Origin of the sequence: Thiothrix litoralis, from assembly GCF_017901135.1 — a bacterium.
GTDB classification, from domain to species: Bacteria; Pseudomonadota; Gammaproteobacteria; order Thiotrichales; family Thiotrichaceae; genus Thiothrix; species Thiothrix litoralis.
In genome coordinates, this window is the sequence record NZ_CP072801.1 from 3,474,070 (window position 1) to 3,495,175 (window position 21,106).

The following is a 21,106-nucleotide window of genomic DNA, read 5'->3' on the forward strand; positions in this document are numbered from 1 at the left end:
CTTGACAATAGGGAATGCTGTCAGCTAGTGCTACGCGGGCTTGGACAAATGGCGCGAAGTGCTGGATGATGCGTATAAGCAGGTTTTTTGATAGAAAATAATAAACAGATGAGCTGCAATGCTAAAATCAGTGCTGCGGTGAACAGTGGCGGCATACCTGCCAATTCCAGCAACAGGGTGAGGCTCCACAATACGCCCAGCAACGCCAGCACCGGCACTAATTTGCAAGTGACGATGCGTGCCAGATGCAAGGGCGGGCACTGCACGATACCTGCCATGACGCGTAAGCGCAGCACGGCAGCACCAAATGCTGCTAATACACTGGCGTAGATGACGCCATCCGCTGCAAACAGCTTGGTGAGCGGTAATAGCAAGACCAGTTTGATCAGGATTTCCAGCAAGGCCAGCCCCGCATTACTGCGTTGTTTTCCCAGTGCATTGAAGTAAGGTGAGGTTGCCAACTGCACTGCCAGACCGGGCAAAATCAGGGTAAACAGGGTTAGCGGTAGCGCCAGATGGGCGTAGGTTTCACCGACCCACAGGCTCAGGAAATGCGTTCCTAGCAACCAAGTATCAAAGGTGGCCAGCAAGGCCAGCGACACGCCGATTTTCAGTGATTTCAGGGTGGTATCCAAGGCACTGGCGAGGCGGCGTTCCCCGGCATGGCGCATGATGATAGTGTCCCAGTAACTCTGGAAACGCATCAGGATTTGGGTGAGCATATCGACGACCACCACCATAATGGCATAAGGGGCAACCGCGCTGACCCCTAACAGTATTCCCACCAACACATTATCGGTGCGGTATTTGAAAAATTCTGCGACCTGCGTGACAGCGGCGTATTTGCTGAAGTTAAACAGTTCGCGCACATGCGCCCAGTCCACCGTTTGCCAGTCGATGTACAGGGTGCGGTCACGCCGGTAAACATTGATCAGCATGAGTGCAAAAAACAGCACATTGACGGCGGAGGCATACACCAAAATACTCATTAGCCCGCCGCCTGCCCACAAGATCAGCGGGATACCGAGCAAGCGCAGTACGATGCGCACAATTTCAAACAGGCCGATTTCTACATAACGCACTTCCGCCCGCAAAATGCTTTGGTAGAGGCGCAAGGGGATGGATAGCGCGACTTCCACCAGCAACAGGCTGATGACATTCGGCATGGGCTGGTAGGATGCAGGCAATAGCCCGCTGTAAACGCCCACTTGTACCAGCCCGGCTACCAGTAACAACAGGGCTGCCAAGCCTAGTGATAGCGCGAATGAACTGCTGAACGTGCGTCGCCAGCCCGCCTGATCTTCAGCATTCACCGACAGGTAACGGGTGCAGGCCAGTGCAATGCCAAAATCCAGCAGCAATAGGTAGCCGGTGATGGAGGTCGCCATCGCCCAGATACCAAAATCGTTTGCCCCCAGTGCCTTGAGCACAAATGGCAACAGCAGCAGTGCCCCCACCGCATTGAGGCCAATCGCCAGCAAGCGGATCACGGTGGAACTGGCATACCCCTTGGTGATTGCCTTAGCCATTGGCTGCGTCGACCAAGGCCACCATGCGCTGATCCCAATCGAAGGTGTAACGTGCCTTGCATTGTGCCGTTTTCACCTTGATTACCCCGGCATAGCCCGGTAGCTGGAGGAAACGTTCCAGTTTGTGGGTCAGTTCCGCTGGGTGGTGCGGGTCGAACAGCAGTTCGCGGTCAGGCAAGATTTCGCGGATTTCCGGGATATGGCTGGCAAGGCAAGGCAGGCCGTAACCCATCGCTTCCAGCAGGGCATTCGGGGAGCCTTCGTGCAAGGTGGGTAGCACCAGCAGGTGGCAGCTTTGCAGGAGGGTGGCGACATCATCGCGCCAGCCGAGGAAATGTACTCGGTCGCTTAGCCCGGCTTCAGCGGTAAAAGCTTGTAGTTCTTCCAGATAGTGTTTGCCGCTGTTGTCGCTGCCAATCAGTAAGTATTCCCAGCGTTGGTCGGGGGGTAATTGGCTGAGCGCCCGTAACACCAGCATCAGGTTTTTACGCGGGTTCAGCACTGATACCGTGGCGATGCGCACCGTGTCAGCGCGGATATTCGGCAGGTGAATGTCGAGCGGCTGGGTCACAATATTGTTGGGCAGACTGGCGGTTTTTTCCTGACCGCCGGAGCGCTGGTTAATGCTGGCTTTCATGGTGTCGCTGGTGGTAATCACCTGATGCGAATAGCGCATCCCCAGTTTTTCCAGCAGGCTGTGTGCCCAGATGCGCGGGCGGGCAAAACGCTTTTTGGCTGCATCGAAAATGTCATCGCCGCGCACGAAGGTCAGGGTTTTTACACCCAGCCCCCAACTGGCAAGGATCGACAGGGTGGCGTAGAAAAACGAAAACATCACATGCTGTTGCACCTGATGTTCACGGGTCAGGCGGCGTAATTCGCGCATGGCTCGCAGGTAGAATTCCGGCCAATACCACAGCGAGGAGGGCTTGGAGCGCATCGGTAAAATGACCGGCTGGATGTGTTCACCCTCAACCGGCAGCTTTTCGGTGGCGACGTAAATGACCCGATAACCGGCTGCATCGAGAGCGCGGTAAGCGCGGTAAAGGCGGGTGGTAAAGCCGCCTTGCTTATGCCGGTAATAGGCGGACAGGATAGTGGTGGCACTCATGCAACAGACTCAAGGCTTAACATAAGTGCACGCTATCACCCCATCGCTGTCCTGTTGATAGCCGGTACGAACAGTGGTAGCAGACGCGGGAAGACCGGCTTTAGCGTGCTAAAATCCTTGCCAGCACGTACCCATCCGGGATGCCGAGGAAGTGCGAACCTTTATCCGTCCAACGCTCAGACTTGCCGTGCAGGGCGAAGGTATTGTTCATGTCCTGACTGTAAGTCGGCACTACAAAATCAAACTTGTCTGGGCGTAGCTGGTTGTCGCGTATCACCGAGACGTAGCGGATCGCCGGGTGTGGCTGGTGATTCAGCCAATACAGGAAGCGCCCCGGTTTTTCCGGGCGCATGTCATCGTACAAATTTTCTGCGTCAGCACTCCACTTGCCCATGCCCATCATTTCGGCAAAAAAGCCCATTGGGGTATCAGTGGCAAGGCTGGCAATCGTAGCGCTGGGTGTGCCCACATGCGGGGTGGCAATCGTGATCAAGGTATCCACGGGTACGCTGTTGGCACTCACCAGCCAGTCGCGGGCGACCAACCCACCTGCCGAATGCCCTACCAGCGTCAAAGGTTCCTGACGTTGGGCGTAAATGTATTGCAGGTCGCGTTCCAGCCATTCGGCTTGTAGCCTGATGGGGGTGCGGCGTGGCAATTCCACCGTATAGAAAATGCGTTCTGACCGTTCCTTGGGGTTGGTGGGGTTGTAAACGCCTTGTGAGGTGAGCACGACATTGCCACCATCGACCCAGCCATACTGTTGCAGCACCGGGGTGACGCCTTGCTTGCGCCAATCCATACCGCTGGACTGGAAGCCGTGTACCAGTACGACTGTTTGCGCCCACAAAGCTGTTGGGAATAACAACAGGCCTGCTGCCAGTACTATCCAATGACGGATTTTCATGTAACCCTCCCGCTTAATCGTTATCGTGTGTTAGCTGATTCTAATATTATCCCTCAATTCTACCGCAAGACTAGAGTTTTCTCATGACTATACGTTGTATTGCTTTTGACCTAGACGACACCCTGTGGGCGTGCAAGCCTGTGATTGAACGTGCCGAACAGCGTTTCTATGCGTGGCTGCAAGCCCATTATCCGCGTATCACTCAGAGGTACTCTCCAGAGCAACTGGTGAAAAAACGTATGAACTACATGCAGCAATACCCTGAATTGCACTATAATCTTACCCGGTTACGTCAGGATTGGTTGGCCTTGCTGGCCGCAGAGCACGATTATCCACCCGCATTAGTGGAACAGGGCTTTGCAGTATTCTGGCTGGCGCGTAATGAAGTGACATTTTTTGAAGGTGCGCTGGCAGTGTTGGAGGCACTATCGGCACGCTTTTCGCTAGGGGTTATCAGCAATGGTAATGCCAGTGTCCACCACATCGGGGTGGGGCATTTGTTCCAGTTTGTTCACAGTGCTGCGGAAGCAGGGGTCGCGAAACCACACCCGGCGATTTTTCATCAGGCACTGGCACAGGTGGGCATTGCACCGCATCAGGCCGTCTATGTAGGCGACGACCCGGTGAGGGACATTCAAGGGGCAGCCAGTGCAGGCTTGCGCACCGTGTGGTTTAATCCCGAAGGTCAGGCTTGGCCAGGCGGACAGGAACCGGATGCGGTGATTGAGAATCTTGCGCAATTGGAGACTGTCATTACAAAACTATAAATAATAACTATTATTTGGCAAAGAGGATGCATTACTAACATGCGACATAGCCGAACCAGCGACACCGAGTCGCGTACCCGTCAAGCATGGATTGACCGTTTTTGGGTATCCGATAACGAGCGGGATTTCTACCTGTTAGGGCAGATTATTGACAGTCTTTTTCTGATGCCCCCGCCTACTGATCACTTACAGCCCTGTAGTCTGGATGTGGCTGAGATCCTGCGTCATTTGGATGTTGATCAAACCACCATCATGGCGGCGTTGTTGTGTGACAGCCGTTTCCAGCAAACGCTGACACTGGAGGAGGTGGAATACCAGTACGGTGAGCCTACCCGTTTGTTGTGCGAAGACATCCGCAACCTGCAACGTTTCCGTGATTGTGTGGAAAATACTGACCCAAGTGCCTCACGCAAGGAACAGGGCGAACAGTTGCGGCGCATGTTGATGGCGATGATCAAGGACATCCGTGCCGTATTGATCAAGCTGGCGTGGAGCTTGCAATACCTGCGCCTGCTGGCGCGTGAAGAGATTTCCGACCTGCATCGCTGTGTGGCACGCCAGAGCATGGATTTGTATGCACCATTGGCGAGCCGTCTGGGGATCAGCCAGATCAAGTGGGAACTGGAAGACCTGTCTTTCCGCTTCCTGCAACCTGAAGCCTACAAAGACATTGCCAAATCGTTGGAGGGCAAGCGTATTGAGCGTGAGCAATACATTGCTGATTTCATCCATGTCCTCAAGGAGTTGCTGGATAAGCATGGCATCAAGGGCGAAGTCTACGGACGCCCCAAACACCTTTACAGCATCTGGAAAAAGAAAAGCCGCAAGAATGTCGAAGTGGATGAACTCTACGATTTGCGGGCAGTGCGCATCATCGTGGACGATACCAACACCTGTTACCACACGCTGGGTGTCGTGCACGAGGAATGGTGGTGGCACCCCGATGAATACGACAATTACATTGTCAACAAAAAGCCGAACGGTTATCAGTCGATCCACACGGTAATCGTTGGCCCCGGCGGTAAATACGTCGAAGTGCAAATTCGTACCCGCGAGATGCACCGTTTTGCCGAGTTGGGGGTGGCTGCCCACTGGCATTACAAGGAAGGTGGCAAGCAAGATCAGGCGATGGGTGAGGCGATCAACTCGATGCGCAGTCTGCTGGATTCCCACGACAGCGACAGTGACTTGCTGGAAGACTTCCGCACCGAAGTATTCAGTGACCGGGTATTCGTGGTGACCCCCAAGGGTAAGATTATTGACATGCCGAAAGGCTCAACGCCAGTGGATTTTGCCTACCATGTGCATACCAGCGTCGGGCATCGTTGCCGGGGAGCCAAAGTCAACGGCAGCATCGTGCCGCTTAACTACGTGCTCAATAATGGCGATCAGGTGGAAGTACTGACCAGCAATAAAGAGCACCCGCGTCAGGACTGGATGAAGCCAGAGCTGGGTTTCATCAAAGCTCTCAGCACCCGGCAGAAAGTGCGCCAATGGTTCAGCCAGCAAAACCACGAGCAAAATATCAAGGATGGCGAACGCATTCTCCAGAAAGAGCGTCACCTGCTGAATCTTGACAAGCTGGATTACGCTGAACTTGCCAAACAGTTCGGCCGTACCAGTGAACGTGATTTGCTGATTGCGATTGGGCGCGATGACATTTCCTCGGCACAAGTGCGCAACTTCCTGTTAAACACCCATGAGCCTGAATTCAAGCTGCGCAAGACCCGCAACACCGAAGTATTGAATGGCGAAATTGAAGTGCGCGGTGTCAGCAAGATCTACAGCCAGATAGCGACGTGTTGCCACCCGATGAACGGCGATCCGATTGTTGGCTACCTGTCACAAGGGCGCGGCGTCATTGTGCACCGGGCGAACTGCCCCGACCTCGCCAACCTGCGTAAGGAACGCGAAGAGCGCATTATCGACGTGGACTGGGGTTCGCATACGTCTGCCTATGTAGCCGACATCACGGTTTCCACCTACAACAAGTCCGGGGTATTAGGCGACATTGCCAGTTTGTTGGCGAAGGAAAAGGTCAATATCCACAGCCTGCATACCCGTGAAACCAACGACCCGTGTTTCGCAGTGATGGACTTCACCCTGGAAATCCGCGATGTGGAGCAACTCGGCGATGTGCTGGAAAAGCTGTTGCAGTTGTCGTCAGTGATTGATGCGCAGCGTAAGGTGTGAGGGTTGAGATGACGCCGCCATTAATCCTTAATCCATTTCGCCCGCAGCTCCTCATGGAAACTCATGTTCCCTTCTTGTGACTCACGTAACGTTAACAGTGCGCGATTGACCGATTCACGTAACTCGCTACCATTAGGAAACGCGATGCCATAATTTTGTGGATTAAAGGAAGCAGGTACGACAGCGAGTGCTTTACGCCCCGTTTTTTGGTTAATTTGATTAGCCAAGTATTTTAAACGCGGACCATCATGCACTAATGCATCGGCTTCTCCTGCCTGTACTTGCTTAATACCTGCTTCAATACTGTCTACGGGTTTAACATTAATACCGTTTTGTTCTAACCATATACGGGGGGAATCTGTCGCTACCGCGACCACCCGTTTGCCTGGCAAGTCTTTGACTGAGCGAATAGTGCCACTCACGGCTTGAGCGGTCAGTGCACTGGTCACTACTGCTGTCAAAATACTCAGTAAAATCAATCCAATAAAATGCCACATCAGGTCAATGATACGCGCCAAACCACGGCTGTGCGGTGTTTCCCACGTCAACAGCATGGTCACGCTCCACCACAGTGTTTCCCGGATACCCGCCAGATAGCCAGCAGGAAAACAAGGCTGTGTTGTTTGGTAACGGTCCGTCCATAAACGCAGGTTCGCCGTTACCAAGAGCATCAGCAAAAAAAACAGCGTCGATTGCCAAGAAAATAACTTACCCATTTCACGTAACATAACCGTAAAAGGGTTTGACCGTTGAAGCTCAGGTGACACCATGATTTGCAAACCGAGTTCATACATGGAGTTTGAGAAATCCACCTCTGTTTCACGCTGAGCAGTGACCGTAATAGCTGAAATAGCTGCATCGACCTGATCGTTAGCGGCAGCATCTACCAAGGCTTTAGTCGTATCAAAATAGACCCACTCCGTTTTTACATCGAGTTTTTTGGCGAGAGCCTGCCATAAATCAATACTAAAACCTGTGGGGCGGCGTTCGCCAAGAGGCACATCATTATCGTACATGACCCATGGTTCAGATAGCTTAATACCGACTTGTAAGGTTTCCTCAGCACTAGACCGTAACGGTAAAAACACGAATACAATCGATAAGAGAACGACAAGGTATTGCTGTGGAATTTTTGGCATAGTTGAATGATCGTTTGAGTGTTTAGGGGCAAGCTGTTAGGGGTGCGAAGTATAACACTTGCTCCCTATAGATTCACACCATTCGTCCACGCGCATACAGCGCCAAATCCCTTGCTTAATAATCACTTGCTAATATTCACTCTATCCGGGGGATATGGCATTTCCCGCCGCTTGTCGGTAATCTGCGCCTGATAACCACCGTTAGCACACCAAAGAGAATCGCCCCACATGAACATGGAACAATCCCTGGGTCTGGGCAAGTCACGCCTTGACACCGAGGCTGAACGCAGCCGCCTCCAGCTTTACATTAACCTCAAACTGTCTTCCACCGGGCAACCTGCCGCCCATTCTGGTGATGACGAATTCCTTTCCATTGCCGCTGACCTGCTTGCCAGTTACCGCGAAAAAAATCGCCTGTTGATGAATTACCAATGCCCGATTGACCAACGCATTCAGGCTTTCCTCGACAGTTATCTGCAAGAGTGCGGCGATGATGGCAAGGTACGCCTGCCTTGCAACAGCATTGTGCTCGACCGTTACGGCGTGGCGCGGGAACTTTCCTTGCCATCTGACGGCGACGTTTTCAAATCCGACATCGTGTCCAGCTACCGCCTGAAGCAGGGCATTTTGCACAACCCGGCGAATGACCGCCGCACCACCAAAGGCTCGTTCCACATTGCTGAAGGCGGCTTGCCGGTTCCCGGTGACAAAAAAGCCGTGCCGAAACTCGCCTATGCGCGGATGTTGGCGCACGCACTAAACCCGCCGGATGAATTGCTGGCGCTACCGTTCACCGCGAACGAAGCACAAAAAGCCCGCCTGTTCGTGTCCCTGCTGCTGCGCCCGACCGTATGCCCGGCTATTCCCGGTGTTGAAGCTGAAAAGAGCATGGAAATCCGCTTTTTCGCGCCCGGCAATCTGGTCAGCAACCTCGATTTCGTCGAAAGCATTTTCGGCAATGCAGGCAACCCCAACCTGCCCAAACACGACGCCGCGCTGGATGTGGAACACTGGACAGGCCACACCGGCTGCGTGATCCTTGCCCCGCACCTGACCCGCTTGACCAAAAAAGCGCTGGGTTTGCCGCACTATGACCAAGCCACCGAACGCCAACGTCAAGACGGCATGAGCTGGAAGGAAGAAGGCGAACTGTACAATGACGGCAGCGCGTTCAAGGTCACTGCCCGCGATACCCGTGGGGTGATTGTCACCATCCTCGCCGACAACTATTACGGTTATTGCAAGAAAGAAGTCAAAACCCAGATCAGCTATTCCGCCAACCTGTTTGGCTTGGCCGAAGAAGAACACGCCGGTGGCGCACTCGCGTTCCAGCGCCGCAACCACGGTGAGGAATACGGTACGGACAGCCGCACCCGCAAACGCCCGGATATTTACACCTTCGACAATATGGTGGAAACCTATGGCGCGTGCATGAATGTGCAGCCGGAAGGCTACGCCATCGACCAGCAATACCCTGACCTGATTTACCTGCCGCTCGACATCCGCATGGATTTGCGCACCCAAAGCATTCGCTGGAAAAATGACAAGGGTGAGCAAAGCCTGAAATTGCGCCCCGGCAAGGTTTACATGCAGCCCAACGGCTACAAGACCGAGATGCAGAAACACCCTTCTGCCCCGAGTTGGCGCATTATCGGCACGGATGCGGAAGGCACGTTCTGCCATAAACCGTGTACCGTGTCGGGCGGCGGCAAGTCTGAAATTTCCAAATCGCTGAATGATGCGGTGATTTACGGCCCGGTATTCGTGCAGGATTTCGAGACCGATATGGATCAGGTCGCGGCGATTTTTGGCTATGACTACAGCAACCGTTTCCTGCCGGAATTTGCCGATGAAGACCGTGACCCGAGCCGTCAGCCCCTTAGCGAAGAGCGCAGCCTCGGCTCGGTGATCAAGCTGTTGACGCCCTCGCCCAGCCATACCGAGGCTTACAATGCGTGGCTGGCGCGGATTCCGGCGCGGATTTTTTCGCAAGCCTTCATCATCAAACGCATGTACAAGCCGGAATGGGGCAACGCTTGGCGCGACCGTTTCTCGGTAGACGTGATCAACGGGATGCCGGGCAATGCGCTCAAGCACAACGGGCGCGAACTGGTGGCCTCGTACCTGCGGGTCGGCTTGGGCAAGGGCGGTAACTGGCGCACTTACAAGGTCCGTCAGGATTTCATCGCCACCGAAAAGGTGCAGATGGAAGACGACATCAGTGCTTCGGTGGTGGTGAGTGCCGATAGGTTGCCGAACCGTTCGCCGAAATCGTCCAACCCCAGCGTCAAATTGGTGAAAAACTGCGAATACCGCTTGTTCCAGCGCCCGGATGAGGCGATTCATCGCGGTTTCGACAAGCAAACCGAGTTTGACATGGCGCAACCGGGCAACTTCATTGCCAATTTCGAGCCATTGCAAGGCGATAACCTCACTGACATCGTTGAGGATGTGGTCGAGTTCCAGAAATACACCGCGCCGATGGCCGATTTGCTGCAAGCGGCGCACGAGTCCGGCGAATACGTGGTGTCTTCCGCCAACCCGCGTCTGGTGAATGGCAAACCCAGCGAAAACCCGCGTTACCTGCAAATCCGCCCTGATTTGCAGCAGCCCATGCGTAAATACATCGGGGAAATGGGGGCGCGTTTCCTGCGGCGCGTGCCGCTGGAACAGCCGCTGATGACGCCGGTGGATGCAGTGCTGACCGGGCGACGCAACAATCCGCCGGGCAAGGGCATCCGCCCGCTGGCGGTGTTTAACCCGATCCATTATCAGGAATTGCCGGAACTGTTCATGGATTTCATCTGTAGCGTGACCGGCAAATCGCCATCGACGACAGGTGCGGGCAGCGAAGGCGCTTTGACCAAAGGCCCCTTTAACGCCTTGCGCACCACGGCGGATCTGAACAATGCGCTGGTGTCATTCATGATCAGCGGTTATGCAGGGTTTTCCAGCGCGGCAGGTTATATCGGCGCGAATTTGCGGGTCGATCACGACATCAGTTTGCTGATCCCTGAAATCTGGTCACGCTTGCGCGAACACGAGCGTGACCCGACATACATGATCGAAAACGGTTTTCTGGAACCGCTGGAAGATTTCGAGCATCACGGGCAATGGGTACACGCCAGCCGTTTGGGGTATCGGATTACCGACCGCTTTGTGGCGACCTTTATGGGTAAAATCTTCGACAACCCGGCGGTGGTGTTCGGCGAAGACATCCTCAAGCCGGAAACGCAAGGCATGGACGTGTTCGTGGATGGCATCAACAATATCGTCGAAGCGCAGCAAAGCGTGGCACAAAACTACCTGAATGACGGCAGCATTGAAGACGCTTGCCCGCCGCTCAAAGCCTTGCTGCACATCATGGCAACCGGCAAATACGAGGGTAAGGATGCGCATCATCCTGAAATTCGCGCCCTGTTTACCCGCGAAGCCTTGCTGGCCTCAAGCTGGTATCAGCAGCGTCTGGAAACCAAGCAGCAGCGTGATACCGCCTTGTGGGAACGCCATTGCGCCTACCTGCAAGCCTTCCTCGCCAAGGAAACCCACTGCGATGTGGCGGAACGCATGGATATTGCCGGAAGGTTAGCGCACGCCGAAACGAAGCTGGCGCATATTCGCACGGGTGCGTATCTGGAAAGCTTGCGTGGCACGATAGGGGCGGATTTGCTGGGGGCATATTCTGGCTAACGCCACACGCACAGTGCAAGATTTGCGAAATGCCGTACAATTGGTGGGAGCGTCTTAACGACACCCCGCCAATGGTATGTACTGTGATGGCTCAACAGTCGTAAGGTCTCCCCATTCCCCCCAGCAGCACGAAATCCCTTAGAGTAGGCGTTACCAGCGACCTATTATCCAAGGGACATCATGCTAGTTGCATCTATCCCAGAGCCTTCACCACTTTAAAAGCGAATTCTCGCGCCAGCGAGCATGGCTGCTGTTTTGTGCCATCATCCTGAGCTTTCTGGCCGCCACCGAGATGGGCGGGGTCACGTCGATGTGCCGCTACTGGCTATCGGATGAACGGGGCTACCATCGGTTGCCCCATTTTTTTCGTGCGGGGTCTTACCATCCTGAGCGGTTACGGGCGAGCTGGCACCGGTGGGTGTTGTCCCATGCGCCGCTGGTGGAAGTGGCGGGGCGTTCGGTGGTGCTGGGCGCCCATACCTACGTAGTCAAGGATGGCGGACGGATGCCGGGAGTGGTTTCTTTGCGGGAAACCTCGGAGACGCAAAGCAAACCGGACTATTTCCGGGGGCAGTGTTGGGGTGCGGTGGGTTTACTGGTGGGAACCTTGTCTGCCTGTTTCTGCCTGCCGCTGAGTTTGCAGATCCCTCAGGGCTTCCGGCATTTGGGGGAGGAAGATGCCAATGACCCGGCACTCAAGCTGGGGACGCGGGTGGTGCAGATGGCATTGTCATTCGCCCAAATGAATGACCGCCCGGTGTGGCTGGTGCTGGATGCGTTTTTTGCAACCGCCCCGGTGTTCCGGCTGGCACGCTCGGTTTGGTCGGTGGCGCTGCAACAGCCGCTGGTGCAGGTCATCACCCGTGCCAAAAAGAACTACGTGGCTTACTTCCCCGCCCGTGGGCCGATCCTGCTGATGTGTTCGGATTTGGCACTAGACGCGGAAACCATCCTCACCCTGTACTGCCGACGTACCCGGATTGAAACCCTGTTTGACACCTTGAAAAATACTCTGGGGGCATTCCGTTTCCACTTCTGGAGCCGTTACCTGCCGCGCCATTCCCGGCGGCCTACCGCCAACCGGCATCTCAAAGCCCCCCAAGCACAGCACCTCCCCACCGTGGCAGCCTGCTGGCAGGCGATGGAAACCTTTGTGCTGTGTGCCTCCATTGCCACGGGGTTGCTGCAACTGTTTTCCTTCCAGTACCGCGAGGGGCTTTGGAAGCAGCAGGTCTTGTACTTGCGCACCCGTTCCCGTGAATTGCCTTCCGAGAACACCGTGCGACAGATTTTAGCACCACTACTGGCACGGCAATTACTGCGTTCTCCCCCAAAAGCCTTCTGGTGGCGAATTAGGGAGGCCGTCAACGGCGATGAGGACGATGAAGGGCAAACATGAACCGCTAACAGCGGGAAAACACCTACAATCAAGGCGTTAAAGCAGACGTTCAGGAAGGCTGCTGCCTAACCCCATGCTTGGTTTTGGCGGGAGAAGTCATCACTGTTGAGCTTGATTAAACACATAGAAATCACACGGTATGAACTATACTGTGAGTTATGCTAGCAAAACGCGCCTACCAATTCCGATTCTACCCAGACCCACAACAAGAAACGTTGCTGGCTCAGACGTTTGGTTGTGTGCGCTACGTGTACAACAGCATCTTGCGTTACCGTACCGATGCTTACTATCAGGCCAATGAAAAGGTCAGTTACTTGGATGCCAATGCGCGGCTTACCGCTATCAAAAAACTGCCCGACCTGCTTTTCCTGAACGACGTTTCCAGTGTCCCGCTGCAACAATGCTTGCGCAACCAACAAGCGGGGTTTAAGAATTTCTTTGAAGGCCGTGCGAAATACCCTGTCTTTAAATCCAAAAAACACCGCCAATCGGCTGAATTCACTTACCGCGCTTTCAGCTACCGTGATGGTGAACTGAAACTGGCGAAGTGTGCTACACCGCTGAACATTAAGTGGAGTCGACCACTTCCCTCTGATCCCACCACCATTACCCTTTCTAAAGATCAGGCCGGACGCTACTTTGTGTCTTGCCTGTGTGAATTTGACCCCATGCTGCTGCCCGTCACCGATAAAAAGGTGGGCATTGACGTGGGCATCAAGGATTTGTTCGTCACTAGCGATGGCTTCAAGTCCGGCAATCCCCGCCACACTGCCCAACACGCGGCTAAACTGGCGAAGTATCAACGCCGTCTTGCCAAGAAGAAATTCGGCAGCAAGAATCGGCTGAAAGCCAAACGCAACGTTGCCCGTGTTCACGCGAAGCTCTCCGATTGCCGGTCGGACAACTTGCACAAGCTGTCCCGCAAACTGATTAACGAGAACCAAGTCGTTTGCGCTGAAAACCTCGCTGTGAAGAACATGATTAAACACCCAACATTAGCCAAGCACATTGCCGATGCAAGTTGGGGGGAATTTACCCGCCAACTGGTGTACAAAGCCCACTGGGCAGGTAGGACGTATGTCGAAATCGACAGGTTCTTCCCTTCCAGCAAACGCTGTAACGGCTGCGGGTTCGTGAAAGCAAACATGCCGCTGGACGTGCGGTCTTGGGAATGCCCGGAATGTGGCGCAACCCACGACCGTGACGTGAATGCAGCACGTAACATTTTAGCCGCCGGACTGGCGGTGTTAGCCTTTGGAGAGAATGTTAGCGGTGATGGCATTTCGGTGTCGTTGTCCTGTTCTCGATGAATTAGGAATCCCCTTCCTTTAGGGAGGGGAGGAAGTCAACATTTACGCCCCCTTTCAGAAATCAAAGCTCAGTATGGTGTCAATCCTATCAAAGATTTACGACCAGTCTGCCCAAACTGCCATGCAGTTTTGCACATGCGTAGCCCCGCATATAGCATCAGTGAAGTGAAAGCGATGCTAGATCATACGGACTCAAAATAGAAAAAGGCGAGTTTCCTCGCCCTTTTCTTTACCTAAACCAATCTCAGTTTAGTGTTTTTTCTTCGGCGCAATCAAATCGGTAATCGTGCCTTCAAACATTTCCGCTGCCATGGCGACCGTTTCGGAAAGCGTCGGATGCGGATGCACCGTCAGCCCAATATCCGTGGCATTCGACCCCATTTCAATCGCGTGCGCGACTTCGGCAATGAGATCACCGGCGTTCGTGCCGACGATGCCCGCGCCAATCACACGCTCGGTTTCCGCATCGAAAATCAGCTTAGTCATGCCTTCGTCCCGTCCGATGGATAGCGCTCGTCCGCTGGCTGCCCACGGGAAGACGCCTTTGCCATAGTTGATGCCTTTGGCTTTAGCTTCTTCTTCGGTCACACCGACCCACGCAATTTCGGGGTCAGTGTAGGCAACGGATGGAATCACCCGTGCATCGAAGTGGCTAGGTAAACCCGCCGCGACTTCGGCAGCGGTTTTGCCTTCGTGAACCGCTTTGTGCGCCAGCATCGGTTGCCCAATGATGTCGCCAATCGCGAAAATGTGCGGCTGGGTAGTACGCATTTGCGTATCCACCACTTGCACAAAACCACGCTCATCCACCGCCACACCGGCTTTTTCCGCACCGATGCGCTTACCATTCGGCGTGCGCCCGACCGCGACCAATACACGGTCATACAGTTGCGGTTCGGCGGGGGCTTGCTTGCCTTCAAAGGTGACTTTCATGCCCGCCGCCGTGGCTTCGACTTTGGTCACGCGGGTTTCTAACCAGATGTTGTCGTAACGCTTTTTAATGCGGGTGAAATACGGTTTCACCACGTCTTTGTCCGCGCCAGTAATCAGGTTTGGCAGCATTTCGACCACGGTGATTTTTGAACCTAATGCGGCGTAAACCGTGGCCATTTCCAGCCCGATAATGCCGCCACCGATGACCAGCATGTGTTCCGGTACGCTCGCCAATTCCAGCGCCCCCGTGGAGTCGATCACGCGTGGATCGTCGGGAATGAAGGGCAGTTTCACCGCTTCTGAACCCGCTGCAATCACGGCTTTTTCAAAGCGCACCACGGTTTTCTTGCCGTCGTTGCCGATGACTTCGACGTGGTTAGGGTCGAGGAAGGTGCCGACACCGTTGACCACTTGCACTTTGCGCTGTTTTGCCAAGCCCGACAGACCGCCAGTTAAGCGGTTGACGATCTTTTCTTTCCAGCCGCGCAGTTTGTCGATATCGACTTTTGGCGGGGCGAATTCAATGCCGCAATCCGCGACATCGTGCGCTTCGTCCAGCACTTTTGCCGCGTGCAGCAAGGCTTTGGACGGAATGCAGCCAACGTTCAAACACACCCCCCCGAGTGTGCTCCAACGTTCCACCAGCACGGTTTGCAACCCCAAATCGGCTGCACGAAACGCAGCGGTGTAACCGCCGGGGCCTGCACCCAATACCAACAGTTGGCAGGAAAGATCTGCTTTTAAGTTACTCATGATTCCACTCCCGCTCACAGAATGAGGTTACGCACGTCGGACAAGACAAACGCGATATGGCTAACGAAACGTGCCGCATACGCGCCATCAATCACGCGGTGGTCGTAAGACACCGCCAGTGGTTGGATCAGCCGATCGACGATTTCACCATTCACGCGCTTGAGGCGATCTTGCGCACGGGTTAAGCCGAGGATGCCGACTTCCGGCGCATTGACAATCGGGGTGAAGTTGGTGCCGCCAATCCCGCCGAGGCTGGAAATGGTGAAGCAACCGCCCTGCATGTCCGCCGCTTTGAGCTTGCCTTCACGCGCTTTTTTGGAGACTTCGCCCAATTCACGCGCCAATTCAAACAAGCCTTTACGATCCACGTCTTTGATCACCGGGACAACCAAGCCATCCGGCGTATCGACCGCAATGCCGACGTTGTAGAACTTGCGTTGGATGAGGTTTTCGCCATCATCCGCCAGCGCCGAGTTGAATTTCGGGTATTCCTTCAAACCTGCCACCACCGCTTTCAGCATGAAGACCAGCGGGGTGAAGTTGAAACCCATCGACTTTGCCTTGTCTTTCAAACTGTTGCGGTACGCTTCCAGTTCGGTAATGTCGGCTTCGTCGAAATGGGTGACTTGCGGCACGTTCAGCCATGCACGGTGTAAATGCTTGGCGGAAAGCTTGCCAATGCGTGACATTGGAATGGTTTCGACCGCGCCGAATTGCGTCCAGTCCGGCTGGGTAATCAGCGGAATACCCATGCTGTTTGCAGGTGCTGCGGCTGGTGCAGCTTTGGCGGCCGCTGGCGCTTGTGCCACGGCTGCATGGCCACCTTTGCCGAAATTGCGCACATCGGCTTCGGTAATACGCCCGTGTGCGCCTGTACCGGCGACTTTCACCAGATCAATGCCTAATTCACGCGCAATGCGCCGCACCGATGGACTGGCATGAGCGCGGCGGAAACTTTCCGCATCCACTGCCGGGGCGCTGGCCGCTGGGGTAAGTGAAGCGGAAGCAACAGGTGCTACGGCATTTACCGGAGCCGCCTCTGGGGATGCACCTGCCACTTCCAAAACCAGAATCAAACTGCCTTCGGAGACTTTATCGCCCACGGCAATTTTCAGTTGTTTGACCACGCCCGCTTTTGGAGAAGGAATTTCCATCGCGGCTTTGTCAGATTCGAGGGTAATCAACGAGGTTTCCGCGTCGACCACATCGCCTTCGCGCACCAACACCTCAATAACATCCACGTCATGGAAGTTGCCAATGTCTGGCACGCAGATTTCTTCCAGACCCGTGGGGGTCACAACAGTAACGGGTACTGAAGCTGCTGCACCGCCGGACACTTTCGGCTGTGCCGGGGCGGAAGCGACATTGACGCTGGCTTCACCCGCGTCTTCCAGCAAGAGGATCAGCGTGCCTTCGGACACCTTGTCGCCTATCGCGATATTGATGGCTTTGACCACCCCACCGCGTGGCGCGGGGATTTCCATCGCCGCCTTGTCGGATTCGAGCGTAATCAAGGAATCGTCAATCGCCACGGTATCGCCGACGTTGACCAGGATTTCAATAACTTCGACGTTGGAAAAATTGCCAATGTCGGGAACGTGAATTTCGATACTCATCAGGGTCACTCCAAATCAAGCGTACAGCGGGTTGGGTTTTTCAGGGTCGATGCCGTATTTTGCCAGCGCGTCCAGCACCGTCTGCGGCGTGATGTTGCCTTTGGCTTTACTGGATTTTTGCTGATCGGCCAGCGCTTTCAAGGCAGCGACGGTGACGTAATGACGGTCAACTTCAAAATGCGCCCGCAACGCCTCCCGGCTGTCGGAACGCCCGAAACCGTCTGTTCCCAGTACATGGAAATCCCCCGGCACATACGCGCGGATTTGTTCCGCAAAGGTGCGGATGTAATCGGTCGAGGCAATCACTGGCCCTTGCTGACCTTCCAGGCATTGCGTGACCCACGGTTTGCGTGCTTCCTGATCAGGATGCAGCAAATTCCACCGTGCACACGCCGCGCCATCCCGTGCCAATTCGTTGAGGCTTGGGGTTGCCCAAATGTCAGCGTCTACGCCCCAATCAGCTTGCAACAAGTCAGCCGCCGCAATCACTTCCCGCAAGATTGAACCACAACCCAGCAATTGCACGCGGTTCGCCGCTTTGCCTGTGGCAGTGCGGAACGGGTACATGCCCTTGATAATGCCTGCTTCCGAACCTTCCGGTAGCGCGGGCATGGTGTAGTTTTCGTTCAGGGTGGTGATGTAATAGAACACGTTTTCACCGTCCTGATACATGCGCTTCATGCCGTCGTGCGCAATCACCGCCACTTCATACGCGAAGGTCGGGTCATACGATTTGCAGTTCGGAATAAAGCCCGCGAACAATTGGCTGTGCCCGTCTTGATGCTGCAAGCCTTCGCCATTCAGCGTGGTACGCCCTGAAGTCCCGCCGACCAAGAAGCCGCGTGCCAACATATCGCCCGCTGCCCACGCCAAGTCACCAATGCGCTGGAAACCGAACATGGAGTAGAAAATATAAAACGGAATCATCATCTTATGGTTGTTGGCATAAGAGGTAGAAGCCGCAATCCATGACGACATCGCGCCGTCTTCGTTAATGCCTTCTTCCAACAACTGACCCTTTTGGGTTTCCTTGTACGGCATAATGTCGTTGGCATCTTCCGGCTCGTATTTCTGGCCTTCCGGTGAGTAAATACCCACTTGGCGGAACATGCCTTCCATCCCGAAAGTACGCGCTTCGTCCGGCACGATTGGCACCAAACGCGGCCCCAATTCCTTGTGACGCGCAATGGCTACCATGACGCGAACCATTGCCATCGTGGTGGAAAGGGTGCGTTCGCCGGTGTCTTTCAAGAGTGCATCGAACATCGACAGCTCAGGAATGGCCAGCGTCTCAAAATTATGCGGACGGTTGGGTAAGTAACCCCCCAAGGCTTGGCGACGTTCGTGCAGATACTGCATTTCGGGCGAGTCTGCTGCTGGTTTGTAGAATTCCGCACTTTCGATTTGTTGCTCGGAAACCGGAATGTTGAAACGGTCGCGCAGTTTCAATAACTGGTCGGAACTCAGTTTTTTCTGCTGATGGCTGATATTCATGCCTTCGCCCGCTTCGCCCATGCCGTAACCTTTCACGGTATGCATGAGGATAACAGTAGGGCGACCGACAGAATGCACCGCATTGTGATAAGCCGCGTAGACTTTATCCTGATCGTGACCGCCGCGAATCAAGTCGTAGTAAATCTGGTCGTCGCTCATGTCGGCAACCATCGATTTCAGCTCAGGGTATTTGCCGAAGAAGCGTTCGCGGATGTACGCGCCGCCTTTGTTTTTGAAGTTCTGGTATTCGCCGTCGATGCATTCCATCATCAACTTGCGCAGCAACTGACCGTATTGCGGATCAGCCAGCAAACGATCCCAGCCTGAACCCCACAATACCTTGATCACATTCCAGCCCGCGCCCCGGAAGTTGCCTTCCAGTTCTTGCACGATTTTGCTGTTGCCGCGTACCGGGCCATCCAAGCGTTGCAGGTTGCAGTTAACCACGAACACCAGATTGTCGAGTTTTTCACGGGAAGCCAGTGCAATCGCGCCTTGGGACTGCGGCTCATCCATTTCACCGTCGCCCAGAAACGCCCAAACCTTACGGCCTTCCGCATGATTTTCAGCTTTCTTCGTCAACTCTCTGTTTTCTAAATACTTTAAAAAACGCGCTTGGTAAATGGCCATGATTGGGCCTAAGCCCATCGAGACGGTGGAAAACTGCCAGAAATTCGGCATCAAATACGGGTGCGGATAGGAAGAAATCCCCTTGCCGCCCGCTTCAATACGGAAGTTTTCCAACTGATCTTCGCCAATACGCCCTTCCAGAAAAGCGCGGGCATACGTACCTGGGGCAGTATGTCCTTGAATAAACAGCATATCGCTGCCATTCGGATGGTCATGGCCTTTCCAGAAGTGGTTATAACCCACTTCATACATAATCGCTGAAGATTGGAAGGAGGCAATGTGACCGCCGGGGGAGGCGGGTTTACGGTTGGCGCGTACCACCATCGCGGTGGCATTCCAGCGCAATGCCCGCAAAATATGGCGTTCCAGCTCTAAATTTCCTGGATAAACAGGCTGTTGGCCAACTGGAATGGTATTGACGTAAGGCGTTTGCATGTCGGGTGGCTCAATGCCAGACTCGAAGGCCTTCTCAATGGTTTTTTGTAACAAGTGGCGAGCGCGTTCCGCACCAAGGCGTTCCACCACCACATCGATGGCCTCTTGCCATTCCGCCGTTTCTTGCGGGTCAAGATCGTGATAATCCGTACTCATTAGTGTTCTCCTAGCGATTGTATTAGCAGTTACAGTGAGATTTTTTGTGTTATGCCTACCCGAAAGGGATATGTCACACCCCCTGCCTATCCCTTTCGGGCGAGATACTACTATAGATTCGCAAAGAAAGGCGTTAATTTTATGTTTAAATTATTCAATGATCATGATTTAAAAAAATAAACTTAATTATCAATTATTTGTGATTAACAAATTTATTTTTAGTTTTAGCCTTAGCATAATTGATTAATTTAACAACGATATTTACGCTATTTTTAGGTAAGAATTCAGGATAATTCGGGATGGAAAAGCAGACTTTGCTTCATTTTTGCGAGGAGGAGCGGTGACTCACAGAAAACCAATGTCTTGAATAATTATTGTTTTATTTTCAATGACTTGAATTTTAACATTCAATATTTTGGTTTGAATAGAACAGTTTGTAATGATGCAGGCGCAACCGATTGACTCGCTGATGTGCACAGATGGTTTATCACGGGAAGTGGATGCGATTCCCGCAGGCTATTAGTGACCGTCAAGCGGTGGGGTATCCGGGATCAACAGGGTAATTCCCGCCGGGATCTGGTTAGGCGAGACGATTTTTTCCTGATTGACATCGTAAATCTGGTGATATTTCTGCGCATCCCCGTAAATCTGGATGGCAATGGCCGAGAGTGAAGAGCCTTCCGCTACTTTGAAATACGTGGTGGTTGTGCCATCGGCGGCTTTTTTGGTAATGAGTGTACCGTGGGTTTTCTGTGGTTCTACTGCTGGCTGTTCTTTTGGAGCAGGCGCTTTGGGGATGTTTTCCACAACCGCTTTCGGCGGCGTGGGGGTCGGGGTGGGGGCTGGCGCACCACCCAACAGGACTTTGGTGGCTTCCAGCAGCGTATCCTGTGCCGCTTTATCGTTCCCTGATGGAGCCATCAACTCCTGTGCGGCTTCCAGTAAAGCTGCCTGATCCAGTTTGTTATCGGCGTAAACCTGCCCACTGAGCAATAGCATAGCGCTTAGCAGGCCAGCGACGGTGTGTGGCATTTCCATGCGTAT

General features: G+C 54.0%; 13 protein-coding genes. 5 read left to right on the forward strand and 8 right to left on the reverse strand.

Annotation, left to right across the window (positions count from 1 at the left end):
• Positions 1 to 20 precede the first annotated feature (20 nt).
• The 3 genes from J9253_RS16825 to J9253_RS16835 form a co-directional block, all read right to left on the reverse strand.
• Positions 21 to 1,529: a lipopolysaccharide biosynthesis protein gene (locus J9253_RS16825; RefSeq protein WP_210222047.1), complete on the reverse strand. Its 1,509-nt coding sequence runs from the start codon at positions 1,527 to 1,529 to the stop codon at positions 21 to 23.
• Positions 1,522 to 2,640: a glycosyltransferase family 4 protein gene (locus J9253_RS16830; protein ID WP_210222048.1), complete on the reverse strand. Its 1,119-nt coding sequence runs from the start codon at positions 2,638 to 2,640 to the stop codon at positions 1,522 to 1,524. Before J9253_RS16830 ends, J9253_RS16825 begins: the two co-directional genes overlap by 8 nt.
• A 100-nt stretch (positions 2,641 to 2,740) precedes the next feature.
• Positions 2,741 to 3,547, reverse strand: coding sequence for an esterase/lipase family protein (locus J9253_RS16835; RefSeq protein WP_210222049.1), 807 nt, complete (start codon positions 3,545 to 3,547; stop codon positions 2,741 to 2,743).
• An 83-nt stretch (positions 3,548 to 3,630) separates the two neighbouring features.
• Here J9253_RS16835 and J9253_RS16840 point away from each other — a divergent pair, with 83 nt between their 5' ends.
• Positions 3,631 to 4,314 (forward strand): HAD family hydrolase, encoded by a 684-nt coding sequence (locus J9253_RS16840; RefSeq protein ID WP_210222050.1) that lies wholly within the window; start codon positions 3,631 to 3,633, stop codon positions 4,312 to 4,314.
• Between the two features lie 39 nt (positions 4,315 to 4,353).
• Complete coding sequence (locus J9253_RS16845; protein WP_210222051.1) at positions 4,354 to 6,507, forward strand: RelA/SpoT family protein; 2,154 nt, start codon at positions 4,354 to 4,356, stop codon at positions 6,505 to 6,507.
• Between the two features lie 20 nt (positions 6,508 to 6,527).
• On the opposite strand, the gene J9253_RS16850 is transcribed toward J9253_RS16845, so the two are convergent.
• Positions 6,528 to 7,646, reverse strand: a complete 1,119-nt coding sequence (locus J9253_RS16850) for a transporter substrate-binding domain-containing protein (RefSeq protein WP_210222052.1) — start codon at positions 7,644 to 7,646, stop codon at positions 6,528 to 6,530.
• 228 nt (positions 7,647 to 7,874) lie between these two features.
• On the opposite strand from J9253_RS16850, the gene J9253_RS16855 reads away from it, so the two are divergent.
• The 3 genes from J9253_RS16855 to J9253_RS16865 all read left to right on the forward strand — a co-directional run bounded on the left by J9253_RS16855 (position 7,875) and on the right by J9253_RS16865 (position 14,045).
• A complete protein-coding gene (locus tag J9253_RS16855) occupies positions 7,875 to 11,336 on the forward strand; it encodes a hypothetical protein (RefSeq protein ID WP_210222053.1) in 3,462 nt (1,153 codons plus the stop codon).
• Between the two features lie 187 nt (positions 11,337 to 11,523).
• Complete coding sequence (locus J9253_RS16860; protein WP_210222054.1) at positions 11,524 to 12,735, forward strand: transposase; 1,212 nt, start codon at positions 11,524 to 11,526, stop codon at positions 12,733 to 12,735.
• A gap of 158 nt (positions 12,736 to 12,893) precedes the next feature.
• The gene (locus J9253_RS16865) at positions 12,894 to 14,045 is read left to right on the forward strand and encodes an RNA-guided endonuclease InsQ/TnpB family protein (protein ID WP_210222055.1); all 1,152 of its coding nucleotides are present in this window, start codon (positions 12,894 to 12,896) and stop codon (positions 14,043 to 14,045) included.
• A gap of 249 nt (positions 14,046 to 14,294) precedes the next feature.
• On the opposite strand, the gene lpdA is transcribed toward J9253_RS16865, so the two are convergent.
• The 4 genes from lpdA to J9253_RS16885 form a co-directional block, all read right to left on the reverse strand.
• A complete protein-coding gene (lpdA, locus tag J9253_RS16870; RefSeq protein ID WP_210222056.1) occupies positions 14,295 to 15,731 on the reverse strand; it encodes a dihydrolipoyl dehydrogenase in 1,437 nt (478 codons plus the stop codon).
• 14 nt (positions 15,732 to 15,745) lie between these two features.
• Positions 15,746 to 17,347 (reverse strand): dihydrolipoyllysine-residue acetyltransferase, encoded by a 1,602-nt coding sequence (locus J9253_RS16875; RefSeq protein WP_210222057.1) that lies wholly within the window; start codon positions 17,345 to 17,347, stop codon positions 15,746 to 15,748.
• 15 nt (positions 17,348 to 17,362) lie between these two features.
• Positions 17,363 to 20,062 carry a pyruvate dehydrogenase (acetyl-transferring), homodimeric type gene (gene aceE, locus J9253_RS16880; protein WP_210222058.1) on the reverse strand — a complete coding sequence of 900 codons (2,700 nt, stop codon included), beginning with the start codon at positions 20,060 to 20,062 and terminating at the stop codon, positions 17,363 to 17,365.
• A 519-nt stretch (positions 20,063 to 20,581) separates the two neighbouring features.
• Positions 20,582 to 21,100: a LysM peptidoglycan-binding domain-containing protein gene (locus tag J9253_RS16885; protein WP_210222059.1), complete on the reverse strand. Its 519-nt coding sequence runs from the start codon at positions 21,098 to 21,100 to the stop codon at positions 20,582 to 20,584.
• Positions 21,101 to 21,106 lie beyond the last annotated feature (6 nt).